24 protein-coding genes are annotated in these 23,440 nt (G+C 41.7%); 14 read left to right on the forward strand and 10 right to left on the reverse strand.

Annotation, left to right across the window (positions count from 1 at the left end):
• The first annotated feature begins 8 nt into the window (after positions 1-8).
• The 8 genes from R2Q85_RS21215 to R2Q85_RS21250 all read left to right on the forward strand — a co-directional run bounded on the left by R2Q85_RS21215 (position 9) and on the right by R2Q85_RS21250 (position 6,576).
• Positions 9-995, forward strand: coding sequence for a type IX secretion system membrane protein PorP/SprF (locus R2Q85_RS21215; protein ID WP_316813801.1), 987 nt, complete (start codon positions 9-11; stop codon positions 993-995).
• Positions 996-1,059: 64 nt separating this feature from the next.
• A complete protein-coding gene (locus R2Q85_RS21220) occupies positions 1,060-2,202 on the forward strand; it encodes an NAD(P)/FAD-dependent oxidoreductase (protein WP_316813802.1) in 1,143 nt (380 codons plus the stop codon).
• The gene (locus tag R2Q85_RS21225) at positions 2,193-2,918 is read left to right on the forward strand and encodes a methyltransferase domain-containing protein (RefSeq protein ID WP_316813803.1); all 726 of its coding nucleotides are present in this window, start codon (positions 2,193-2,195) and stop codon (positions 2,916-2,918) included. The genes R2Q85_RS21220 and R2Q85_RS21225 overlap by 10 nt, the downstream gene beginning before the upstream one ends.
• Positions 2,915-3,967, forward strand: coding sequence for a type III polyketide synthase (locus R2Q85_RS21230; protein ID WP_316813804.1), 1,053 nt, complete (start codon positions 2,915-2,917; stop codon positions 3,965-3,967). Before R2Q85_RS21225 ends, R2Q85_RS21230 begins: the two co-directional genes overlap by 4 nt.
• Before the next feature lie 179 nt (positions 3,968-4,146).
• On the forward strand, positions 4,147-4,593 hold the full coding sequence (locus R2Q85_RS21235) for a 3-hydroxyacyl-ACP dehydratase FabZ family protein (RefSeq protein ID WP_316813805.1): 447 nt from the start codon (positions 4,147-4,149) through the stop codon (positions 4,591-4,593).
• Entirely contained in the window at positions 4,586-5,863 is a 1,278-nt protein-coding gene (locus tag R2Q85_RS21240; RefSeq protein WP_316813806.1) for a beta-ketoacyl-[acyl-carrier-protein] synthase family protein, read from the forward strand. Before R2Q85_RS21235 ends, R2Q85_RS21240 begins: the two co-directional genes overlap by 8 nt.
• A complete protein-coding gene (locus R2Q85_RS21245; RefSeq protein ID WP_316813807.1) occupies positions 5,856-6,116 on the forward strand; it encodes an acyl carrier protein in 261 nt (86 codons plus the stop codon). Before R2Q85_RS21240 ends, R2Q85_RS21245 begins: the two co-directional genes overlap by 8 nt.
• Positions 6,106-6,576: a 4'-phosphopantetheinyl transferase superfamily protein gene (locus R2Q85_RS21250; RefSeq protein ID WP_316813808.1), complete on the forward strand. Its 471-nt coding sequence runs from the start codon at positions 6,106-6,108 to the stop codon at positions 6,574-6,576. The genes R2Q85_RS21245 and R2Q85_RS21250 overlap by 11 nt, the downstream gene beginning before the upstream one ends.
• On the opposite strand, the gene R2Q85_RS21255 is transcribed toward R2Q85_RS21250, so the two are convergent.
• The 3 genes from R2Q85_RS21255 to R2Q85_RS21265 all read right to left on the reverse strand — a co-directional run bounded on the left by R2Q85_RS21255 (position 6,567) and on the right by R2Q85_RS21265 (position 10,518).
• Positions 6,567-7,463 (reverse strand): exopolyphosphatase, encoded by an 897-nt coding sequence (locus R2Q85_RS21255; protein ID WP_316813809.1) that lies wholly within the window; start codon positions 7,461-7,463, stop codon positions 6,567-6,569. The genes R2Q85_RS21250 and R2Q85_RS21255 overlap by 10 nt on opposite strands.
• A 5-nt stretch (positions 7,464-7,468) precedes the next feature.
• Positions 7,469-9,529, reverse strand: coding sequence for a polyphosphate kinase 1 (gene ppk1, locus R2Q85_RS21260; RefSeq protein ID WP_316813810.1), 2,061 nt, complete (start codon positions 9,527-9,529; stop codon positions 7,469-7,471).
• Between the two features lie 110 nt (positions 9,530-9,639).
• Positions 9,640-10,518, reverse strand: a complete 879-nt coding sequence (locus R2Q85_RS21265; protein WP_316813811.1) for a hypothetical protein — start codon at positions 10,516-10,518, stop codon at positions 9,640-9,642.
• A gap of 139 nt (positions 10,519-10,657) precedes the next feature.
• Here R2Q85_RS21265 and R2Q85_RS21270 point away from each other — a divergent pair, with 139 nt between their 5' ends.
• Both R2Q85_RS21270 and R2Q85_RS21275 read left to right on the forward strand, forming a co-directional pair.
• Positions 10,658-11,149 (forward strand): YajQ family cyclic di-GMP-binding protein, encoded by a 492-nt coding sequence (locus R2Q85_RS21270; protein WP_316813812.1) that lies wholly within the window; start codon positions 10,658-10,660, stop codon positions 11,147-11,149.
• 61 nt (positions 11,150-11,210) lie between these two features.
• Positions 11,211-11,654 (forward strand): GNAT family N-acetyltransferase, encoded by a 444-nt coding sequence (locus R2Q85_RS21275; RefSeq protein ID WP_316813813.1) that lies wholly within the window; start codon positions 11,211-11,213, stop codon positions 11,652-11,654.
• On the opposite strand, the gene R2Q85_RS21280 is transcribed toward R2Q85_RS21275, so the two are convergent.
• Complete coding sequence (locus R2Q85_RS21280; protein WP_316813814.1) at positions 11,651-12,961, reverse strand: nicotinamide mononucleotide adenylyltransferase; 1,311 nt, start codon at positions 12,959-12,961, stop codon at positions 11,651-11,653. The two genes, R2Q85_RS21275 and R2Q85_RS21280, sit on opposite strands and share 4 nt — an antisense overlap.
• Positions 12,962-13,057: 96 nt before the next feature.
• On the opposite strand from R2Q85_RS21280, the gene R2Q85_RS21285 reads away from it, so the two are divergent.
• Entirely contained in the window at positions 13,058-14,764 is a 1,707-nt protein-coding gene (locus R2Q85_RS21285; protein WP_316813815.1) for an ABC transporter ATP-binding protein, read from the forward strand.
• Here the strand turns inward: R2Q85_RS21285 and R2Q85_RS21290 are convergent.
• The gene (locus R2Q85_RS21290) at positions 14,761-15,672 is read right to left on the reverse strand and encodes a mechanosensitive ion channel family protein (RefSeq protein WP_316813816.1); all 912 of its coding nucleotides are present in this window, start codon (positions 15,670-15,672) and stop codon (positions 14,761-14,763) included. The two genes, R2Q85_RS21285 and R2Q85_RS21290, sit on opposite strands and share 4 nt — an antisense overlap.
• A gap of 101 nt (positions 15,673-15,773) precedes the next feature.
• On the opposite strand from R2Q85_RS21290, the gene rnr reads away from it, so the two are divergent.
• On the forward strand, positions 15,774-17,903 hold the full coding sequence (gene rnr, locus R2Q85_RS21295; RefSeq protein WP_316813817.1) for a ribonuclease R: 2,130 nt from the start codon (positions 15,774-15,776) through the stop codon (positions 17,901-17,903).
• A gap of 20 nt (positions 17,904-17,923) precedes the next feature.
• Positions 17,924-18,892, forward strand: coding sequence for a polyprenyl synthetase family protein (locus R2Q85_RS21300; protein WP_316813818.1), 969 nt, complete (start codon positions 17,924-17,926; stop codon positions 18,890-18,892).
• 1 nt (position 18,893) lies between these two features.
• Here the strand turns inward: R2Q85_RS21300 and R2Q85_RS21305 are convergent, their stop codons facing one another.
• A complete protein-coding gene (locus tag R2Q85_RS21305; RefSeq protein ID WP_316813819.1) occupies positions 18,894-19,856 on the reverse strand; it encodes a response regulator in 963 nt (320 codons plus the stop codon).
• A gap of 204 nt (positions 19,857-20,060) precedes the next feature.
• Here R2Q85_RS21305 and R2Q85_RS21310 point away from each other — a divergent pair, with 204 nt between their 5' ends.
• Positions 20,061-20,426 carry a helix-turn-helix transcriptional regulator gene (locus tag R2Q85_RS21310; RefSeq protein ID WP_316813820.1) on the forward strand — a complete coding sequence of 122 codons (366 nt, stop codon included), beginning with the start codon at positions 20,061-20,063 and terminating at the stop codon, positions 20,424-20,426.
• An 83-nt stretch (positions 20,427-20,509) separates the two neighbouring features.
• On the opposite strand, the gene rpmA is transcribed toward R2Q85_RS21310, so the two are convergent.
• The 4 genes from rpmA to R2Q85_RS21330 all read right to left on the reverse strand — a co-directional run bounded on the left by rpmA (position 20,510) and on the right by R2Q85_RS21330 (position 23,338).
• The gene (gene rpmA, locus R2Q85_RS21315; RefSeq protein WP_316813821.1) at positions 20,510-20,938 is read right to left on the reverse strand and encodes a 50S ribosomal protein L27; all 429 of its coding nucleotides are present in this window, start codon (positions 20,936-20,938) and stop codon (positions 20,510-20,512) included.
• 54 nt (positions 20,939-20,992) lie between these two features.
• Positions 20,993-21,304: a 50S ribosomal protein L21 gene (rplU, locus tag R2Q85_RS21320; protein ID WP_008241463.1), complete on the reverse strand. Its 312-nt coding sequence runs from the start codon at positions 21,302-21,304 to the stop codon at positions 20,993-20,995.
• Positions 21,305-21,392: 88 nt separating this feature from the next.
• Complete coding sequence (locus R2Q85_RS21325; RefSeq protein ID WP_316813822.1) at positions 21,393-21,908, reverse strand: hypothetical protein; 516 nt, start codon at positions 21,906-21,908, stop codon at positions 21,393-21,395.
• A gap of 2 nt (positions 21,909-21,910) precedes the next feature.
• The gene (locus tag R2Q85_RS21330; protein WP_316813823.1) at positions 21,911-23,338 is read right to left on the reverse strand and encodes a dicarboxylate/amino acid:cation symporter; all 1,428 of its coding nucleotides are present in this window, start codon (positions 23,336-23,338) and stop codon (positions 21,911-21,913) included.
• Positions 23,339-23,440: the final 102 nt, after the last annotated feature.

The following is a 23,440-nucleotide window of genomic DNA, read 5'->3' on the forward strand; positions in this document are numbered from 1 at the left end:
AAGGCGATATGATGAAAAGAATAATAAGTTTAATAGGCATTGCAGGTTGGATCTTCAGTGCCAATGCACAGCAGGACAGCCAGTTTACGCAGTACATTTTTAATGGGATCCACATCAATCCGGCCTATGCCGGATACAAAGAAGACATTTACGTTCAATCGTTTTACCGCTCTCAATGGACAGGAATTAAAGGAGCTCCAAAAACTTTCTCTGTTGCGGCCGATGGAGCTTTTAACAATGGTAAGGTTGGGCTTGGATTAATCGTAACAAACGATCAGCTGGGCGCACAAAGCTACCTTACCGCCTACGCAAATTATGCCTACCGAATCAGAACAGGTTATGATGACGATGGTCAGCTTGCATTTGGGATTGCAGCTGGTATAGTGCAGATGGGCCTGGACGGCAATAAACTGGAAGGATACCTACCCGGCGATGAACTGATTCCGCTGGCTTTGCAGACCAGTACGGTACCAGACGCCCGCTTTGGGATTTATTATGCCAATGAAAGCTTTTTCGCAGGTTTTTCCATGACCAATATGCTGGCAAAATACATCGCAAAAAAGAATTTGCAGGACAACAGGATACCTGTTCCCCAACCACATTTATATTTTACCGCCGGGGCCCTGTTCCCGTTCAGTGAAGATGTAAAGTTTAAACCGGTCATTCTCTTCAAAGATGACATCAACGGGCCTTCCGCACTGGATATCACTACCTTTCTGCAGCTTAAAGAGCTGCTTTGGATCGGCGCTTTCGCCCGTACCTCATTTGACCTGTACAAAAAAGATTACCAGCAAAAAGGTTTGGCCAAAGAGCATGCTATGGGTGTCATTTTAGAAGTTTTTGCTACGGAGAACATCAGGATAGGTTATTCGTATGACTACTCACTTAATAAATTACGCAACTACAATTATGGCAGCCATGAGCTATCGGCAGGTTTTTATATCAACCGCCGAACTGCTGCTGAAAAAAGGCAATTGAGATGTAATAAGTTTTAGAGATTCATTCCCTAACAATTTTGGTCTTTTTAGTGTTATATTGGTACAGCTCTTAAGGCCCGATATGACAACAAAACCCAATCAAAGCGCAACTGTTTTAATAATAGGCGGTGGTCTTGCAGGACTAACCTGTGCCCTGCATTTGCTAAAAGAAGGTTTTGAAGTCACTTTGATCGAAAAAAACGAATATCCCCTGCATAAAGTTTGTGGCGAATACCTATCAAACGAGGTGCTCCCTTATTTACAATGGCTGGATGCTGATCCGCAGGAACTGCTTCCGGTAAACATCAACCGACTTGCTGTTTCTTCCTTGAGCGGACAAATTGTAGGCTGCGCATTGCCAATGGGTGGTTTTGGGTTAAGCAGATTTGCCCTTGACAATTTCCTTTATGAAAAAACACTTTTAAGGGATTGTAAACTGATCAAAGACCGGGTTACAGCTGTCGTTTTCAACGGTGATGGATTTGAGCTGGCCACCAACAAGTTTGGAACCTTAAAAGCAGACCTGGTTATTGGTGCTTTTGGAAAAAGATCTGCCTTAGATCAGAAACTCTCCCGCAACTTTATACAGAAAAAATCACCATGGCTGGCGGTAAAAGCACATTACAATGGCGTTATCCCTAGTGATCTGGTCCAATTGCACAATTTTGCAGGTGGTTACTGCGGGGTCTCGGCGATAGAAAATAAACAGATCAATATCTGTTACCTGGCAGATTATGAAAGTTTTAAAGCCTGCCGCAACCTCGACGATTTCCAAAAAAAGGTATTGTATAAAAACCCGCAGCTCAGAAAGGTCTTTGAAGAAACTGAGATGATTTTTGATCAGCCTTTAAGCATCAGTCAGATCTCTTTCGCAAAAAAAGAACTGGTATGCGATCATGTATTGATGATCGGTGATACTGCGGGATTGATCCATCCACTCTGCGGAAACGGCATGGCTATGGCCATTCACAGTGCTAAAATTTGTGCAGAACTGAGCATAAAGTACCTTAATGGCCAGCTGATCTCCAGAAAGTCCCTTGAACAACTATATACCACAACCTGGAATGCCAACTTTAAAAACCGTTTGCTGATGGGCCGGTTCTTATCAGGGATCATCAGAAAAGAAAAATTATTTAAACCAATACAATCTTTATTGGTTCATTTCCCCTCGGCACTGCCTTTAATTGTAAAAATGACCCACGGAAAACCCATCGTATGCGCATAGATACCAGTAAGCGAAGTGAAGCGCCCGAGATCATGGACGACTTTAGTTTAGAAGGGGAAATATTAAGGGATGCCCTGGATAAAATTGCCGGTATCAACAGGCTGCTGGGCGGCAATAAAGTTACCCTGCAAGGTGTAGAATACCTGCTTAAAATAAAATCAGCGGATAATAGCAGTACTGATGAAATTACCATTCTGGATGTAGGTTGTGGCAATGGGGATATGCTGAGGGCTTTGGCCGACTATGCAAGACAAAAACAACTGAACTTTAAACTGTTGGGCATAGATGCCAATCAATTCACCATTACACATGCAGCGCAACTGTCGCTTGATTACCCAAATATCAGCTATCGCTGCAGCGATATTTTTGAGGAAATTAAACAAGATAGCACTTACGATGTTATCTTATGTACATTGACTTTACATCATTTTAAAGATGAGGAAATTATAACGCTTATGAAAGGCTTTAAAGCAAGTTCGGCATTGGGTATTGTAGTAAATGACCTGCACAGAAGCAAGCTCGCTTATTACTTATTTACAGGGCTGTGCTTTATATTTGGCCTCAATCAAATGTCTAAAGATGACGGGCTCGTTTCTATTTTAAGAGGCTTTAAAAAAAGGGATCTACAATCCTATTCCAGACAATTAAATTTTAGCACCTATATCCTGAAATGGAAATGGGCATTCCGTTACCAGTGGATCATCCCGACAATATGAACGTAAAAATAACTACTGTTTCCAAGCTGTTGCCGCAATATTCCAGAACTACGGCAGAGATCATCCCCTTTCTGGATGCCTGGTTAACCGGCCAGGATGACCGTTTCGTCAGGAAAGTAAAGAAGATATTTGAAGGTGCAGCTGTGGATAAACGCTATTCCATCATGTCGCCGGAGGAAGTATTCAGCAATGCTTCATTTGAAGAAAGAAACAACATTTACATCCGGGAGGGGATTAAACTGAGCAGCCAATGCCTGCGGGAGGCTTTAGAAAAAGCCACCTGGCAAGCACATGACCTGGATTACCTGATCACTGTGAGCTGCACCGGCCTGATGATCCCTTCTATGGATGCCTACCTGATCAATGCTTTAAATTTGAAGCCTGATATTGTGCGATTGCCGGTAACGGAGATGGGTTGTGCCGCCGGAATTTCGGGGATCATTTACGCTAAAAATTTTTTAAAAGCGAACCCGGGTAAGCGGGCTGCCGTAATTGCTTATGAATCACCTACGGCTACCTTCCAGACAGCAGATTTTTCTATGGCCAACATGGTGAGTGCAGCAATTTTCGGGGATGGGGTTGCCTGTGCCCTGCTTTCTTCGCGAGAAGAAGACCGGGGGCCGGAAATTATAGCCGAAGAAATGTACCATTTTTATGATGCTACCAGGATGATGGGTTTTGACCTGGTCAATACTGGCCTGCAGATGGTGCTGGATGTTGCCGTTCCGGAACGTATAGCCCAGCATTTCCCTAACATCATTCATCCCTTTCTGGCCAAAAATAACTTGATGATAGCGGATATTGATCATTTGATCTTCCATCCTGGAGGAAAAAAAATTATCCAGACAGTTGAAGGCTTATTTGATAAATTAGGCAAAAATATAAACGAGACTAAAAACATTTTAAAGGAGTACGGAAATATGTCGAGTGCAACGGTGCTGTATGTATTGGAACGTTTTATGGAAAGACCGGCGGGAAGCGCTGAGCTGGGCTTGATGCTGAGCTTTGGCCCCGGCTTTTCGGCGCAACGGATATTGCTGAAGTGGTGATTTAAGCCTGGTTTTGCTGAATGCAGTTGTTGTTTCTGCACGCTCGTCATCTCGAACGCAGAGAGAGATCTCTTGTTTATGATTGCGATTTCAAGAGATCTCTCTCTGCGTTCGAGATGACAACTTTCAATGGCGGCAGTATTAAACAATGACGAAAATTAAAAAGATATAGACACAACATGAATAAAGAAGAAATTCCAGCACACCTGCCATATACCAAGCCTTTTCTGTTTGTAGATGAATTACTTGAAATTGACGAGAATAAGGCGGTTGGCACTTACACTTTTAACAAAGATCTAGATTTTTATAAAGGTCACTTTAAGGATAATCCGGTTACACCAGGGGTGATCTTAACGGAAACTATGGCCCAGATCGGTCTGGTTTGCCTGGGTATTTACTTATCCGGCAGTGCTGAAGGTGGAATGTCGGGCCATGTGATGTTGACCTCTACCGCTATTGATTTTATGAAGCCGGTATTTCCCGGAGAAAAAGTTACGGTAACTGCTCAAAAGGTATATTTCCGTTTTAAAAAGTTAAATTGTACGGTACAAATGACAAATGCCGCCGGCGAAGTAGTTTGTAAAGGCACCATAGCCGGCATGGTGACCACCAAAATGAATGCATAAACGTGTAGTAATAACCGGTTTAGGCGTAGTGGCACCAAATGGTGTTGGGTTAGCTGCGTTCACTGAAGCCATTAAAAACGGCACTTCAGGCATCAAACATGATCCTGAGCTGGAAAGACTACAGTTTTCCTGTCAGATTGCCGGGAAACCTGAATTACCGGATGATCTGATATCGACTTACCTGAGCGATCTGGAACGTAGAAATTTTAACAGCAGTGGAATCCTGTATGGCATTATAGCTGGTATGGATGCCTGGGCAGCTGCCGGTTTACCGTTAGCGCCTATGGAAGAACCCGACTGGAATAGCGGTACCATATTTGGCGCAGGCACATCGGGCATACAAAAATTCAGGGAATCTATTTATAAGGTTGATGATCTGCAGGTACGCAAACTGGGCAGCACGGTAGTGGCACAAACCATGGGTAGCGGCATCAGCGCCTACCTGGGTGGTAAACTGGGCCTGGGCAACCAGGTAAGCAGCAACTCATCAGCTTGCACAACCGGAACAGAGAGCATTTTAATGGCCTTTGAGCGCATCAAAAGCGGGCAGGCAACCAGAATGCTGGCGGGCAGCACCAGCGATAGCGGGCCCTACATATGGGCCGGTTTTGATGCGATGAAAGTTTGTACGTTTAAACACAATGCGGAACCTGAAAAGGGATCAAGACCAATGAGTGCCAGTGCCAGTGGTTTTGTACCAGGTAGTGGAGCGGGTGCCCTGCTGCTGGAATCGCTGGACAGTGCTTTGGAAAGGAAAGCTTTTATTTATGCCGAAATATTGGGTGGAAATATCAATTCGGGCGGGCAGCGTGGTACGGGCAGCATGACCGCCCCTAACAGCATCGCCGTGCAGCGCTGTATAAGTGCCGCTGTAGAAAATTCCGGCATCAGGGCCACTGATATTGACGCCATTAACGGACACCTCACGGCCACAACGAAAGATGCGCTGGAAATACAGAACTGGACCATTGCCTTAAATAGAAAAGGGGAAGCTTTTCCTTATATCAACAGTTTAAAAGGGATGACAGGACATTGTTTAAGTGCATCGGGCAGCATTGAATGCGTGGCTGCAGTACTGCAGCTGCAGCAGGGCTTCATTTTTCCTTCCATCAATTGTGAAGACCTGAACCCGGAAATTCTTGATTTAATAGCTAAAAATAAGATTCCGCAGCAAATACTTTATAAAAACATTGATATATTAGCTAAAGCAAGTTTCGGGTTTGGCGATGTGAATGCTTGCATCATCTTTAAAAAGTATAAAAATGGATAAAGAAGAACTCGTAGCAAAATTGAAAACAATTGTTGCTCCTTACACCCATGATAAAAATGCTTTAGAAAACATCGGCCCCGACACAGATTTCATCAAAGACCTGAAGATCAACTCGGCCAATCTGGTAGATGTGGTACTGGATGTGGAGGAAGAGTTTGACATAGAAATTGACAACCTGGAAATGGCCCGTATGTTAAATGTTACCGCTACCCTGGAGATTATTGAGGCTAAACTGAAAGCACTTGATCGGTAATGACATTGTTGACCTGGAAGCTGCGTTAAAAGAAAGCGACTGGAGAAGAAAAGGCTACCTGGAAAAGATATTCAGCCCGGATGAAAGGTTCCTGATCAGTTCTGCTAAAGATGCGGAAACCATGGTATGGCTGCTGTGGACCATGAAAGAATCGGCCTATAAAATCTTCAGCAGGGCAGAAAAAATAAGGATCTTTGCACCTGCTGCAATTGTTTGCAACAACCTGATTATACATAAAAATACAGCGACAGGCCATGTCCGTCATCAGAATCAGTTGTATTTTACCGGAAGCAGCATCACCGAAAAATACATCCATACCATAGCTGTGCCCGATATGGACCTACTGAATAAAGTGGAGGTTAAAATAAGCAGTTATGATCCTGGCGACAGTACTTACAGCGCCAGCAACCCGGCTTCAGTGAGCCATCATGGCGGGTACCTTGCCCTGGCCTATTTATAGGCAACATTACTGAGGTTTTCTTCAATAAGCAAACTGATGATGCCATCTACCAGACCAACTTTTGGCACATAGATTTGTTTGATACCTGTCCATTTTAACAGGGTGATGTAAATTTCGCAGGCGGGAATGATGACATCGGCCCTGTCGGGGTTTAAGCCAAACACACCGATCCGTTCTTTAAGTGAATGGGAGTTGAGCTGGTTATACATGCTTTTTAATTTCAGAAAGGTTAAAGGCATCCCTTCTTTTTCGTCAGACATGCGGAAGAGTTTATTGATGTTCCCTCCTGTTCCGATACCGGCAAGATTTTTTAAGGATTTGGTATGTTCCTTTACCCAGTTTTTCATTTCTTCCCAGGTTTCGTCTTTATCCTGGTTGTCGAGGATACGGATGGTTCCGATATCAAAGGATCTGGAAGCAATGGGTATCCTGTTTACAAAAACGGAAAGCTCGGTACTGCCCCCGCCCACGTCAATGTATAAATAGCTTTTTTTGATGTCCAGGTTTTCTTCAATATGGTTGGCATAAATGATATTGGCTTCCCTTTGTCCGGCGATGATCTCCAGGTCAATGTTGCACTGTTTCTTTATTTTTTTAATGATCTCTGTCCCGTTTTCCGCTTCACGCATGGCTGAAGTTGCGCAGGCCAGGTATTCGGAAACATGGTACACTTCCATCAGATTTTTAAAGGCTGACATGGTTTTCAGCAATTCTTCTACTTTTCGTTCTGATATGTAATGATCTAAAAAAGCATCGTCGCCAAGACGCAGCGGAACCCTTACCAGGGTATTCTTTTTAAACCCATAACCGTTATCAGTTTTGGAAATATCGGCAATTAACAGCCTAACCGCATTCGAGCCTATATCTATGGCAGCGTATCTTAACATTGGCTTTATTGATGTTTGTTTTTTAAGTAATTATAGGTCTGCACCTGCGCCCTAATTTTTGTTTTTAAATTGTTCTTATGGTATTTATTGTTGTTGAGCCGGGTAATGTCCCTGGCTTTCACGTTATCCTGCAGCTGAAACTCTATGATGTCCCTGATCTCCTGTTTTACCTCTTCGTCCAAGACAGGAAAACCAACTTCTACCCGGTGCTCAAAATTCCGGCTCATCAGGTCGGCGGAAGAAAGGAACATTTCTTCCTTGCCATTGTTGCCAAAAATAAATACCCTGGCATGTTCCAGGAATTTGTCAATGATACTGATCACTGTAATATTGGTGCTGAAATAGGGAATACCGGGAACAAGTGTGCATATCCCCCGTACAATCAGTTTTACTTTAACTCCGGCATTGCTGGCTTCATACAATTTTTCTACAATCCCTTCATCAGCCAGGCTGTTTATTTTGAAGATCAGGTAAGCGGGCTTGCCTTGTCTGGCAATTTTGATTTCCCGCTCTATCAGGTGATAAAATTTGTTCCTGGATTCCAGCGGAGAAACGATCAGGTATTTGAATCCTTTGATAACCGTTTTTTTGTTCAGGGCTTTAAAAAGCCGGATCAGATCGCTGGTAATTTCTTTTTTTGAAGTAAAAATGCTGTGATCGCAATACAATTTGGCTGTTTTCTCGTTAAAGTTACCGGTAGCAAGGTTGGCATAATAAACTGCACGGCCCTTTTCGATTCTTCTGACCAGGCATATTTTAGAATGCACCTTGTAATCGGTTAAGCCATAGTTAACATTTACCCCTTCTTCTTCCAGTCTGCTGGTCCAGAAAATATTGGCCTGCTCATCAAACCTGGCTTTTAACTCCACCAGGCAGTTTACAGTTTTTCCGTTTTTGACGGCATTGATCAGGGCGTTGATCACCCTTGAGTTTTCTGCCAGACGGTAAAGGGTAATGTTGATTTCGGTAACTTTAGGATCAATGGCGGCTTCACGCAGAAAAAGAATGATATAATCATAAGATTGATAAGGCAGGTTGATCAAATAATCCTTTTCCTGTAGTTTATTGAATATACTTTCCGTACGGTGCAAGCCATATACTTTAAGCGGCACATTTGGTTTATACTCCAGGTCTTTGCTGCCTACATTTGGAAAGGCGATAAAATCACCAAAACGATGGTACCGGTTGCCCGGGATGAGGCTTTCGGCCTCAATCTTCAATTTATTGATCAGTACCTTCAGCATTTCAAAAGGCATTTCTGTATCGTATAATAAACGCATGGGTTTTCCCTTTTTACGTTTATCCAGGCTGGCCTTTAATTCCTCAATGAACTTATCGCTCACATTCTTGTCAATGTCCAGCTCTGCATCGCGGGTTAGCTGTATGGAGTAAGCTTCAAGAATGTCATAATTAAACACATAAAAGATATCGTCCAGGCAGTACTTTATGATGTCTTCAGCAAGGATAATAAACTTTAAGCCGTTTGTTTCCGGCAGGACCAGGAAGCGTGGAAGATCGGGCGGAAGCTCGATCAGCGCATATTTATGGTTTTTATTTTTACTTGATTCTTTGGAAAGCCTGACAAAAAAGTACAGGTAACGGTCTTTGAGCTCTGGAAATGGTTTTTCCAGGTCGATCATAATAGGAACCAGATTGGAAAGGATCCGGTCTCTGAAATGGTTCCTTACAAATTCTCCTCTGGAAACGTTTAACTGGGTATCGTTTAAAATAAAAATCCGGTTTTGGGCCAGTTCATTGATCAGCGTAGCTTTGAATAGTTGTTCAAACTTGCGTTCCTGCTTTACAACGATGTTTTTGATCTCATTTAAGATCTTTTTGGGATTAAACCCCAGCAAGGCTTTGGCCTTATCATTTAGGTTTGCCAGCCGGCTGAGCGTAGCTACCCTTACACGATAAAACTCTTCCAGGTTTGAAGAAAAAATTGACAAGAATTTGATACGTTCTATAAGCGGAACCGTTTCATCGGCCACTTCCTGTAAAACGCGCTCATTAAAATATAACCAACTGATCTCTCTGTTTAGAAATGGAGCTTTTTTCTTCGTCATTTAAAAAATCAAAAAAATCCCTGTTTAAAACAGGGATGCCCAAAACTGCGAATTCTATTGTTAAGTAATTGTTAATTATCAGGCAATTATACAATTTTTATTAACGTATGCTATTTACTTTCAGTTTCTGTTTTTACCGGGGCTGTAACAGTACCGTTTGATGCAGGACTTGTTGCAGGTTCTGGTGCTTTAGCGGCGGTTGCTTTGCTTGCAGGCGTAGCTTTACTGGCAACTGATTTAGCTACAGGACTGGTTTTTTTAGCCGGTGCCTTTGACGGGGCAGCTTTTGCTGGAGCAGTTTTTACAACCACAGGTTTAGCAGGGGCAGCTTTTGCAGGAGCTGCTGCTGCTGTAACTACAGGTTTTGCGGCTGCTGGGCTTGCTTTTTTAACAGGTGCTTTTCTGGCAACCGGTTTTTTTGCTGCCGGTTTTTTAATTGCTGCCGGTTTTGCGGCGGCTGATTTAACTGCAGCGCTCACTTCCTGTTTTATTTCTGCAGCTTTTTCTGCAACGCCCGATGCCGCAGATTTAGCTTTGCTGGCAACTTTGGCTACTGGTTTAGCAATCGCATTGGCTGCTTTCTTTTCAGTGGCAATGGCGGCTACTTTAACACTTTGGACTACCGGTTTTACCTTTGCTGTTGCAGCTTTAACAGCTTTTTTAGCTTTTTTGGCATCCTTGGTCACTTCCTTCTTTACATTTTTCTTAACCGATGCTGCTTTTTTAGCGGCTTTCTTTATGGCCTTCTTGTTCGCTGCTTTGGCTTCGTCTATTTTTTCGTTAACAGCGGCTTTCACTTTACTGAATTTCCTGGACAGCTTTTTAGCTACAAATTTACTTACTACAGCGATATCTCCCCCAATCTTCTCTGCATCCTGTCCTAAATGTTTAACAGTTTCCAGGATCTTTTCAGTTAAAGTTTTTTCCAATTGTTTTTTAGCAGCTTTTTTTGCCACTTTTTTCTGAGCTTTTGGTTTACTAGATTTCATCAGTATTAATTTTATGTTTTTAGATAAATTTCAAGCTCATGGAGCTTGCTATAGTTAATTGTTTTATATTTGCTTAGGCAGATCAAATAATCTGATAATTAAATCTACGCTAATTTTTTATTCTAAAGCTATAATAATCATGCCCACTTTCGATATTGTAAGCAAAGTAGACGCGCAAACCTTAGACAACGCGATGAACAATGCAAAAAAAGAGATCCTAAACCGTTATGATTTCAGTTCCTCTAAAAGTACCATTGACCACGATAAAAAAACAAATGTAATTACCATTGTTACCGAGGATGACATGCGTCTGAAAGCAATTCAGGATGCGATTATTTCCAGAATGATCAAGCAAAACCTGGATGCAAACAGCTTGGATTTTGGAAAAGAACAGTATGCATCCGGAAACATGATCCGGAAAGAAATTTCCATTAAAGAGGGCATAGACAAGGAAACAGCTAAGAAAATTGTAGCAAAAATAAAAGCCAGCGGCTTAAAGGTACAGGCTTCTATGATGGACGACCAGGTACGTGTTCAAAGCAAGAGCATTGACGATTTACAGGGGGTAATTGCCCTTTGTAAAAAGGAGGATTTTGGCCAGCCCCTGCAGTTTATCAATATGCGAAACTAGCCTGTTTGTTTTAGCCATTAAAATCACAGCTAAGTCTTAACGTAAAAAAACAATTACATTAATGGAAATCGAAGAAAACGGGTTTGTTTTTTCTGATGACAAAAATAAGATCGATCCAATTGCAATTCATCATTATTTAAGTACACAATCGTACTGGGCTAAGGACATTCCACTGGAGGTTGTACAACGATCTATAGACAATTCCTTATGCTTCGGTATTTATAAAGATACCAGACAGGTAGGTTTTGCCCGCTGGATCACTGATAAGGCTACCTTTGGTTACCTTGCTGATGTTTATATTGATGGGGCATACCGCGGGCAGGGCTTATCTAAAAAGCTGATGTCGCTGATGCTTTTTCATAAAGACCTACAAGGCTTAAGAAGGTATATGTTGGCCACACTGGATGCACATGGTTTATACGCACAGTTTGGATTTAAAGCCATTGAGCATCCCGAAAGGATCATGGGTATTGCGATAGAAAATCCTTATCAGAAACAGGGTTAAACTGTTTTCACATCGCTTTCGCTATAGTCCTCAATATCTGTGATATAACCATTGATGATCAGAAAATCAAACAGCGGCCTGGCATCCGGCGTTACCGGCATATTGGCACTGGTGATGACTTCATTTGTCTTTTTATCCAGAAAAGGATAGGCAAAAAGCTTTACGTTTTTGCTGAACATATCGCTGACATAACTCAATAGCATGCTGGAATAATTCTCCCCAAAATTGCCGGAGTTGAACACAAATTTCAGGTTGTTGATATTGGTAGAGATTCCTACGCTTTTTGGTCTGCAGCGGTCCAGGTATTTAGCCAGCTTATTGTGACGTGCAAAATTAGATACAATGACCTTGTTTCCTGTTTTACACATCTCTTCTGCCCTTTTGGCAACGGCCCTGAGGTCGATATCCTCTGTTGTGTCATCGGCCGACAGCACATTGGACATCAGTACTTCAATGAGTACACTCAAGTTATCTTCCTGTACATTTTCTGTTCTGACAAACTGGTCTACAGCTTTATTTAACATACTGAAGTTAGGATTGGATTTTTGTGCGTACTTGGTACGCAAAATCATGATGTCTTTTTTATACAGCAGGTCTTTGGGCAGACAGGGTTTACCAGTGGCATCAAATATGGCGGCATCTGAAAAATCCTTGACGATCAGGTATAGATTGAGTAAGATGTTATCGGCATCTTTAAATATCGGGCCGTTAACCGATATCAGGTCAATTTCTACTGAACCTACGGTTAAATTATCGGCCAGGGATTCAATCATCGCCTTGCGGTCGTGATGGTAATAATAAGCTGCATAGACCAGGTTTACCCCGATGATGCCCAGCACATTTTGCTGCAGGGCCGCATCGGTATCCAGCAAGCGCACATGGAAAAAGATCTCATTGGGCTCCCCTCCCGGTTCTGCCTGGAAACGGACGCCGATCCAGCCATGCGGATCATTGGATTTGTTGTAGTTTAATGTAGTAACGGTATCTGCAAAAGCGAAAAAAGTACGTTCTTCATATTTCTCCCCGCTTAACCGTTCTGTTAAAAGGCTGAACTCATGGTTGATCATCTTTAATAACCTGGATTGACTGACATACCTGCCAGATGGTTCGGCACCATAAATGGCATCGCTGAAAGTCATGTCGTAAGCCGACATGGTTTTAGCTACTGTACCTGATGCCGCACCTGCTGTAAAAAAATTACGGGCTACCTCTTGTCCGGCACCAATCTCTGCAAAGGTTCCGTAAATTTTAGGGTTTAAGTTAATTTTTAAAGCTTTGCGTTTGGTATCAAGAATTTCTCTTTCCATGCTGCAAAATTAAACAAACAGGCCGAATTATAGGTTAGGAAAATTGCTTTCTTAAATTCTGCTGGTATGCGCTGAAATCACTACCTTGGTTCTCAGATGCTAAAGGTTAAAAATCTAAACATACAATTTCTTAATAAAGAGGATAAATCCTGGCTTAAGGCGGTAAATGGTGTAAATTTCCAGGTTGAAAAGGGAAAAGTACTGGGTATTGTAGGCGAATCCGGTTCCGGAAAATCAGTTACCTCATTTTCCATTATGCGGTTACATGATCCGCAAGGCACAAAAATTGACGGCCATATTGATTTTGAGAACATCAACCTGCTCGGTCTGTCATCCGAGGAGATCAGAACATACCGGGGCAACAAAATTGCCATGATCTTCCAGGAGCCCATGACTTCCCTGAACCCGGTTTTTACCTGTGGCTACCAGGTTAAAGAAGCCATTATGCTGCACCAGCAGGTAGACAGGCAAACAGCAAAAGAGAAAACGATCGCTTTATTTAAGGAGGTACAGCTGCCCCGTCCAGAAAATATATTTGACAGTTACCCACACCAGCTTTCGGGCGGACAAAAGCAAAGGGTAATGATCGCCATGGCCTTAAGCTGCAATCCGGAACTGCTGATTGCAGACGAGCCGACTACTGCACTGGATGTTACGGTACAGAAAACCATTTTGCAATTGCTGCTAAAACTTAAACAGGAACGCGGAATGGCTATGATCTTTATCTCGCACGATCTGGCGGTGATCAGTGAAATTGCGGATGACGTGGCAGTAATGTATAAAGGGCAGATTGTGGAACAGGGACCGGCAGCAAAACTGTTTAACAGTCCGGAACATCCTTATACCAAGGGTTTGCTGGCTTGCCGTCCTTCCCCTCAGCGCTTGTTGAAAAAACTTCCGGTGGTTGCGGATTTCCTGCACGATAACAAAGATATGGGGCTGAAACATTTACTGGAAATCAACAGTTATACATCAGCCGAAATTGAGCAGCGCAGGCAGGACCTTTACAGCCGGGAACCTATACTGCAGGTAAAACAGCTGTGTACCTGGTACCCGATCAACAAGGGGCTTTTCGGCAAAACAACAGCCTACGTAAAAGCAGTGGACGACATTACTTTTGATGTTTTTCCTGGTGAAACTTTAGGGCTGGTTGGTGAATCGGGATGTGGAAAAACCACTTTAGGGCGAAGCATTCTAAGGCTGGTTGAGCCTACCTCGGGCGAGCTGCTATTTGACGGAACAGACCTTTCGGCATTAAATACCGCTGGATTAAGAAACATGAGAAGAGACATCCAGATCATTTTTCAGGATCCATACTCCTCTCTTAACCCACGTTTAACCATTGGAAATGCTCTGATGGAGCCTTTGCAGGTTCATGGGATATTTGACAACAATGAACAGCGGAAAGACCATGTACTGAATTTATTAAACCGGGTAGATTTAAAGCCGGAATATTTTAACCGGTATCCACATGAATTTTCGGGCGGGCAGCGGCAACGTATCGTAATTGCAAGGGCCCTGGCCCTGCAGCCCAGGTTTATCATTTGTGATGAATCGGTTTCGGCGCTGGATGTATCCGTGCAGGCGCAGGTGTTAAACCTGCTGAGGGAATTGCAACAGGAGTTTGGACTGACCTATATCTTTATCTCGCACGATCTGGCCGTAGTCAAACACATATCTGACAGGATGATCGTAATGAACAAAGGCAAAATTGAAGAGCAGGGTTTTCCTGAAGAAATTTACCATAACCCACAGGCGGAGTATACCAGGAAGCTGATTGCAGCCATACCTGGCAATGCTTAAAAGGATTCCTTTTTTTCGGTATCGATTTGTTTGTCCTTATGTAGCGTGGCAGAAAGTCTGATCAGTGCTGTATTGATTGCTCTCCTGATTTCCCTTTCTTTCAATTTATCATATCTTTTCAATAAGATCATGACCTTAAATATGGCCACATCCTTATTTATGGCGATGGTTTTAACAGTTAATCCCTGTTCTACAACATTTTCCGAATAGTCATGAATAACCTTATATAAATGATTTTCCAGGTATTCAGGAGTGAAGCCATTGCTCAGGGACATGTCAAATTCAATACTCAGTTTCTTGGTATTCTGTTTGGATTGGTTAACGATTACAGAACTGAAAGCCAACGAATTAGGAATGATCACCATATCACTGTCTTCATTTTGCAGGATCATATTGATCAGCGTGATGTCGAGGATCTTACCCTCATGTTCCCCTATTTTAATATGATCACCCAGCGAAAGCCTGTCTGAGAACATGATGATCAGCCCATTGATCATATTATTGATGTAGTCTTTAAATGTTACCGCTATCGCTGCCGCAACAATAGACACGCTGAATATAAAATCTTTGATATCCACATTAAATAAAGTGATACCTGCAATGACAAAAAATACGGTATTTAAAATGGATTGGATCCGGTTGATACCCAGGATGAAATTGTCTTTTACATTGCTTTTAAACTTATGCTTGCGGATGTACCAGTAAATGATAATCAATCGTACAATTGATATAACCAGACTTGGGCCCAAAAAAACCATAACTGCACCTGCTGCTTTATCTAATCGGGGATATTCTGCATAGAGCAAGGGTTTATGGATATAGAAATAGACCAGAAACAGATAGACAACGGCTTTAACCAGGATCATCAGTATCTCTTTACCGGTCTTTCGTTCTCTATCTTCAATCATTTTATAACGTGTTAAGTTAAACCATTAGCTGGTCATCAAAGGTACAAAATACAACAATACTCAGTTCAAATTGTTACCTTCGGGTGATTCATAAATAGATTATGGCAAAAAAGAAATCATCTCATATAGAACTCGTTTTAATCCAATTGATTAGCGATGTACTGGAGAAAAGTAATAAAGAAGCCCTGAATTACAAACAGGTATCGGCTAAACTAAACCTTACCGACGCTGATTCGAGGGAAACCATACTGGAAATATTAAAAGAACAGGCAAGAAAAGGTATATTCTCAGAACCTGAAAAGGGAAAATTCAGGCTAAAAGACCTGAAAACCTTCATTACCGGTAAAGTAGATATGACAGCTGATGGCGCCGCATTTATCATCCCTGATGATGAGTTTGAAAAAGATGTGTTTGTATCGGCCAGGAAACTGCACAATGCCCTGCACGGCGATAAGGTTAAGGTTTATATCTACGCTAAAAAAAGCGGGCGTAAAAATGAAGGTGAAGTTGTAGAGATCATAGAACGGGCAAAAACAGACTTTATTGGTGTGATCAGGATTTCTGACCGCTATGCCTTTGTAAATATTGACGACCGTAAAATGCTCCATGATATTTTTGTTCCGCTAAGTGATCTCAACGGCGCAAAAAATGGGCAAAAAGTACAGGTCAGCATTACAGAATGGCCGGAAGGCGCTAAAAATCCAATTGGTAAGATCATCAACATCCTGGGAGAACAGGGCGAGAACAATACAGAAATGAATGCCATACTTGCGCAGTACGGCTTTCCCCTGAGTTTCCCTGCTGAAGTGGAGCAGGAGGCTAATGCCATCCCAGAACAGGTAACTGAGGCCGAGATAAAGGGCCGCAAGGATTTTCGGGACACCGTTACCTTTACGATAGACCCTGCTGATGCAAAAGACTTTGACGATGCCATTTCATTTAAAACATTGGAAAATGGCCATTATGAAGTGGGTGTACACATTGCTGATGTATCGCATTATGTGAAGCCCAACAGCAGCCTGGACAAAGAAGCTTATTCCAGGGCCACTTCGGTATACCTGGTAGACCGTGTAATTCCGATGTTGCCGGAACGTTTAAGCAATGGGGTTTGTTCCTTACGGCCCAATGAAGATAAGCTTTGCTTTGCTGCCGTTTTTGAACTGGATGATAAAGCAAATGTGGTTAACGAATGGTTTGGACGCACAGTGATCCATTCCGACAGGCGTTTCAGTTATGAAGAAGCACAGGAGGTAATTGAAAACAAAACAGGCGATTATGCAGCTGAGCTGTTGAAACTGAATGAGCTTGCCTATGTTTTAAGGGACAGAAAATTTAAAAACGGCGCGATCAGTTTTGAAAGTACAGAAGTGAAATTTAAGCTGGACGAAACAGGCAAACCAATAGGCGTTTATGTAAAAGAACGTAAGGATGCGCATAAACTGATAGAAGATTTTATGCTCCTTGCCAACAAAAAAGTGGCTGAATTTATTGCTAAAAAAGGTAAAGGAAAACAGAAATATACTTTTGTTTACCGCTCCCATGATTCACCTAACCTGGAAAACCTGGGTAACTTTGCTTTGTTTGCCGCACGTTTTGGTTATAAGATCAATATGAAATCGGATAAGGAGATTGCAAAATCTTTAAACTACCTCATGGAAGATGTGGAAGGCAAGAAAGAACAGAACGTACTGACGCAACTGGCCATCCGTTCTATGGCTAAAGCCATTTATACCACCAAGAAAACCAGTCATTACGGACTGGCATTTGATCATTATACACATTTCACCTCTCCCATCCGCAGGTATCCTGATGTAATGGTGCACAGGTTACTGGCCGCTTATTTAAACAATGAAAAATCTGCCAATGAGGAGGAATATGAAATTGCAGCTTCACATTCTTCTGCTATGGAAAAACGTGCGGCTGATGCGGAAAGAGCATCTATTAAATATAAACAAGCTGAATACCTGGAAGAAAACGTAGGTAATACCTTCGCAGGTATCATATCCGGTGTTACCGAATGGGGAATGTATGTGGAACTGACTGAAAATAAATGTGAAGGCATGATACGTCTTAGAGACATTACAGATGATTTCTATGTACTTGACGAGAAAAATTATTGCATAGTTGGTCAGCGCAAACAGAAAAAATATCAGCTGGGCGATGAAGTACAGGTAAAAGTAAAAAAAGTAGACCTTGCCAAACGCCAGATAGACTTCACTTTAATTCAATAAAATAGATTCCGGTAAACATCATGTATACTCCCGCTCAATTACAAGAAGTTATAGAAAACGCTATTCAAGACATCAATTATCCGGCTCAGCCAGCAAAACTTTATGAACCCATCCGTTACATCATGAGCCTGGGCGGCAAAAGGATCAGACCAGCATTGACCCTTATGGCTGCAGATCTATTTGAAACCGATATCCTGGAGGCACTACCTGCGGCACTGGCCATTGAGACTTTTCATAATTTTACGCTGATACACGACGACATTATGGACAATGCCCCGCTGCGACGGGGTAAAGAAACCGTACACGAAAAATGGGGCGTTAACAATGCGATTTTAAGTGGTGATGTGATGATGGTTGAGGCCAATAAACAACTGTCTATGCTAAACAGCGCGATATTGAAGAAAGCGCTGGAAACATTTAATGCTACTGCACAGGGAGTGTGCGAAGGCCAGCAGCTGGATATGGAATTTGAGCAGCAGGACCTGGTGAGCATCCCTGAATACATCAACATGATTCGTTTAAAGACTGCGGTACTTTTGGGTGGAGCTATGAAACTAGGCGCACAGGTTGCTGGTGCAGGCGCTACCGAAGCGGAGCAGCTTTATCAATTTGGTGTGAACCTTGGGATTGCCTTCCAGCTTCAGGATGATATCCTGGATGTTTACGGCGACCCGGAGAAATTCGGCAAACAAGTAGGTGGAGATATCATTGCGAATAAAAAAACGCTGCTGTTATTGAAATTAAAAGAGCTGGCCAGCCCTGCCGACCTCCTTAAACTGGACGAACAAAGTATGAATAAAGATTATGCTGATAAAATAAAAAATATTACCGGTCTTTATAATGCATATGACATCAGGGAGCTGGCGAATGTAGAAATGAGAAACTATGCGGATAAAGCATTTGATGCCCTGAGTTCCTTAACGGTAGCTGAATCCAGGAAATCTGAACTTTTTGAACTGGCAGACCTGCTCATGAGCAGGGAACACTAGTTTAGTGATCCAGCAATTGATTCACTTTCTCAATGGTTAAAGGCTTGGTATAAAAATCTTTAACAGACAGAAAGGATTTCGCTTTAGAGCGTTCTCCCGGATCTATAGATGAAGATACAATGACCACATCAATAAAAATATGGAGTTCTTCCATCATTTCCAGAAATTTCCAGCCATTAATCTCCGGCATATGCAGATCCAGGAGGATAAGATCAGGTGTATGCTGCTGAATATAGGTAAGTGCTTTTTGCGGGTTATCAAACAGTACAATCCTTTTGCCGCTATGGTGCTTTCTGATCAGCATTTTATGGAGTTTATTGGTAACAACATCATCATCAACCAATACAATGTGGTTATGATCTGATTTGGGGCTCAGTTGATCAAACAGATCAACATGATCCTCCTTATTCAGCATATTGTTCAACACCTTGATGATCTCATCCAGTTTAACTGCCTGAACATTGATATCATTGAGCAACTGACTGATCTTTAAAGCATCATATGAGGCCAGTCTGGCGTAATTGGTAATGGTGGAAAGACTTAAAATGTTGGTAATTGGGGCTCTTAACTGGTGTGAAGTTAAATGTGAATAGGCCTTGATCATATTGATCACTCCTTTTGAACTGCTGATATCCACCACAGTACAAACAATTGCATCTGTCCGTTTATTGACGGTTAAAGGAGTAAAAATAATATGAAAAATAAGGTCGTTTGATTTAAATACGGAAAGTCTTTGTTCAATGCTGAAACAATTTCCCTCAAAGCATCTGGCCAGCAAACTGCTAAGGCGACTCCTGTACTGTTGTGCAATGATTTCCACAACTGACTCCCCAACTACGGGATTTTTTGCAAGAAGACTACCCAGATCATTTGGCGAATCTATCTTAAAAAAAGTAAGCTGATAATTTTTATCAATTAAAAAATAGGAACTTGAGCTTGGTCCGCAACCGTTTCTATTTGGCATATTCAACGTATTTTAAGCTGTTGCAGCGCATATTCATCATCATAAATACCTCTTTTATTTATAATCCAATCTTGGTTTGGCATTAACATAGTTAACCCCTTTCAACACAAATACTACCCTAACAAATTTTATGGAGCTATAATTGCTCTATTTCTTAGCAAAAATTATCCCGTCCATCACAAATCAACGAAATATATATTACTTATGCAAGAAATTCTATCAAAGAAAGAGATTGGTGAACGTATAAAGGACTTAAGAATTAAAAACGGTCTTTCACAGGCTTTTATAGCCAATATTCTAAATTTATCCAGAAGTAATTATTCTCAAATAGAGCTTGGCAATCAGTACCCTTCGTTCAACACACTACATGAAATTGCCAGTTATTATAGCAGAACATACGATTGGTTACTCCATGGAACAGATGCTAAACCTGCAAGCGAAAGTCCAGCTAAAATAGATGTGATCTTAAATGATCTCGAAACCTCGTTCAGAAATTTTACCAGTTCGTTAAAGAAACTGGAACAGGAGCTAAACCATATAAAAGCCAGGAGAGCTAAGGTTAGGATTTAGCACGGAGCACCTCGGCCTGAATGATATGGCATAAAAAAAGGTCACAACAGTTGTTGTGACCTTTTTTTATGCCATACTTTTAACTATTCTGCCGGAGCAGCTTCTGTTTCAGTAGTTTCTGTCTCTGCTTTAACTGCTTTCTTAGCAGGTGCTTTCTTAGCAGCAGGTGCTTTTTCAGCTTTTACTTCTTTAACTGGAGCTTCTGCTTTCTCAGCTTTAGCAACTGGAGCTTTTTTTTCTGCTACAGGAGCAACTACAGCTGCAGGTAATATAGAAACGTACGATTTGTTGTCTTGTTTCTTTTTGAAGATTACCGTACCATCAACCAAAGCAAATAAAGTATGGTCTTTACCAATACCTACTCCTTTATCAGGATGATGTTTTGTACCGCGTTGGCGTACTATGATGTTTCCAGAGATTGCAGCCTGTCCACCAAAGATCTTAATACCAAGGCGTTTACTATGCGATTCACGTCCGTTCCTGGAACTACCGGCTCCTTTTTTATGTGCCATCTTTTTATATTTTATTAACTACCGAAATGAACGGTATTTTTTGTTCAACAATAATTATAAACTGATACCAGAGATCTGGATCTTTGTAAAATACTGACGGTGACCGTTTTTCTTTTTGTAACCTTTTCTGCGTTTCTTTTTGAAAACGATTACCTTATCACCTTTTAAATGAGACACGATTTTAGCTGAAACAGTCGCGCCTTTCAATGCAGGAGCTCCTACAGAGATTTTACCACCATCTTCAACCAACAATACATTGTCAAATTCAATACTAGCGCCTTCATCCCCTTGTAAACGGTGTACAAAAAGGTGCTGGTCTTTTGCAACTTTGAATTGCTGTCCTGCTATATTTACTATTGCGTACATTGTTAATTAATTATTATTTTAAATTGTTTATTTTTATCGAGGTGCAAATATAGAAATTATTTTCTAATAATATAAATGATTTAGTTTTTTAACGGGCTTTCTTTCCATAGCGTTCTTCCGCATCGTTAATGCTTTGCATCAACAGCGTTTTCATCTGTTCTGCCAGACCTTTAAGTTTCTGTATTTCAGTATAATCGGTAACGTATATCACTTTCTTCGATTTTTTCTGGTAATTGAACTGCATCACATAACGCAGTACTTTAGAAGAATCCAGGTTGGTACCTGAATTGGCGATCACATCAGGAAAATTCCAGAAGCCCAGCTCACTTGCTTTTGAATGCAGATAAAGAATATCATCTTTTCTAAGCTTAACATTGGTTTTGACCAAAGAATCCTGCGCATTTACATATTGATAAGCACCCGTAGCCGAGTTGTAGCTATTTTCCAGGTCATTACCCATCCCCCATTTAAATTCTATGGATTCAAACTCTTTAAGTTTAAATGGCGCGTTACGAAACATTGGCGTATAATAAACAACACAATAAATCAGAAACGGCACCACAATAGTTAATGCCAGAAATATTTTTTTTCCTCTTGAACTCATATTTATGCTTCCTTAATTTCAACCGCATCGGGATTGTATTCTCCCTCCCACCTGGCAATCACCACCGTGGCCAGACAATTCCCAATAACGTTTAAAGATGTTCTTCCCATATCCATCAACTCATCAATTCCTAAAATGGCAGCAATAATAAAAGTCGGCAGGCCAAACTGATCTGCTGTAGCGATCAGGATAATGAGTGACGCCCTTGGAATAGCTGCCACCCCTTTACTGGTGATCATCAGCGTAAATACAATGAGCAGCTGCTCGCCAAAGCTCAAGTGCATTCCTGCAGCCTGCGCTACAAATATAGATGCAAGGGACAAATATAACGTTGTTCCATCAAGGTTAAAACTATAACCCGTAGGAATGACAAAGGATACAATTTTACGCGGCACTCCAAATTTCTCCATGGCACTCATTGCTTTTGGCAATGCCGCATCCGAACTTGTGGTCGCAAATGCAATGGATACCGGTTCTTTTATGGCATTGATAAATTTAAGTATGGGCAATTTGATATAAAGGGCAATAGGCAGCAGCACAATCAGTATAAAGGCAATGAGTGCCATGTACAACGTAGCCACCAGCATAAACAAGTGTTTCAGGATATCGACCCCCATGTGTCCGACGGTATAGGCCATGGCTGCACCTACGCCTATCGGGGCAAAATACATAATGACATTGGTGAACTTAAACATGGTCTCCGATAAGCTCTCACAGAAATCAACCATTGGTTTCCTTTTCTTTTCATCTACCATAGCTAAACCAATACCAAAAATAACCGAGAAAATAACGATCTGCAAGATCTGTGCATCATAAACAGATTTCACTATATTCTCAGGAAAAATGTTCCTGAAGAAGGCCAGTGTTTTATAAAGCCAGTGCACGCCGTCAGGCAAAGTACTCAGTATGCTTTCATCTGTCACATCCTTTACGGGCTTTGGCAGATCATTATGGGGCATATTCTCAATATTGACGCCAACTCCGGCATGGGTAAGGTTAATCGCAGCCAGCCCAATAAATAAGGCTATAGTAGTTGCAAAATAGAAATACAGCATAGATTTCCATGCCATGCGCCCCACCTGTTTTAAATCAGAATGGCCGGCTATTCCATAAACCAGGGTTCCAAACAATATAGGTCCTACAATGGTCTTAACTAACTTAATGAAACCTTTGCTCAGCGGTTGAAGTGCTACAGCAACATGCGGATAGTCTATCCCTATAAATATCCCGAGTACCATACAAACCAAAATCCATGTGGTCAGGTTTTTTCTGATTAAGGCATAAGCCAACAGTTCCAGTGCCAGCAGCCAACGTGTTGCCATCATGACGTTATCCGGAACATCAACAATGTTGAAATCCTTTAAAACACCCAAGCATGCTGCAACAGTGATAAACAACAAAGTGATTAACCCCACGCGGTTTTGTTTCATATACTTATGGTTTGTTTGATTCGCAACAAAAGTAATTATTTGTGTCAAGCCCGCAAACATTTATTATTTTTGCCCATCCAGGCTGTAACATTTCAGGCTTAG

Source organism: Pedobacter heparinus, from assembly GCF_032678725.1.
Taxonomy (GTDB): Bacteria; Bacteroidota; Bacteroidia; order Sphingobacteriales; family Sphingobacteriaceae; genus Pedobacter; species Pedobacter heparinus_A.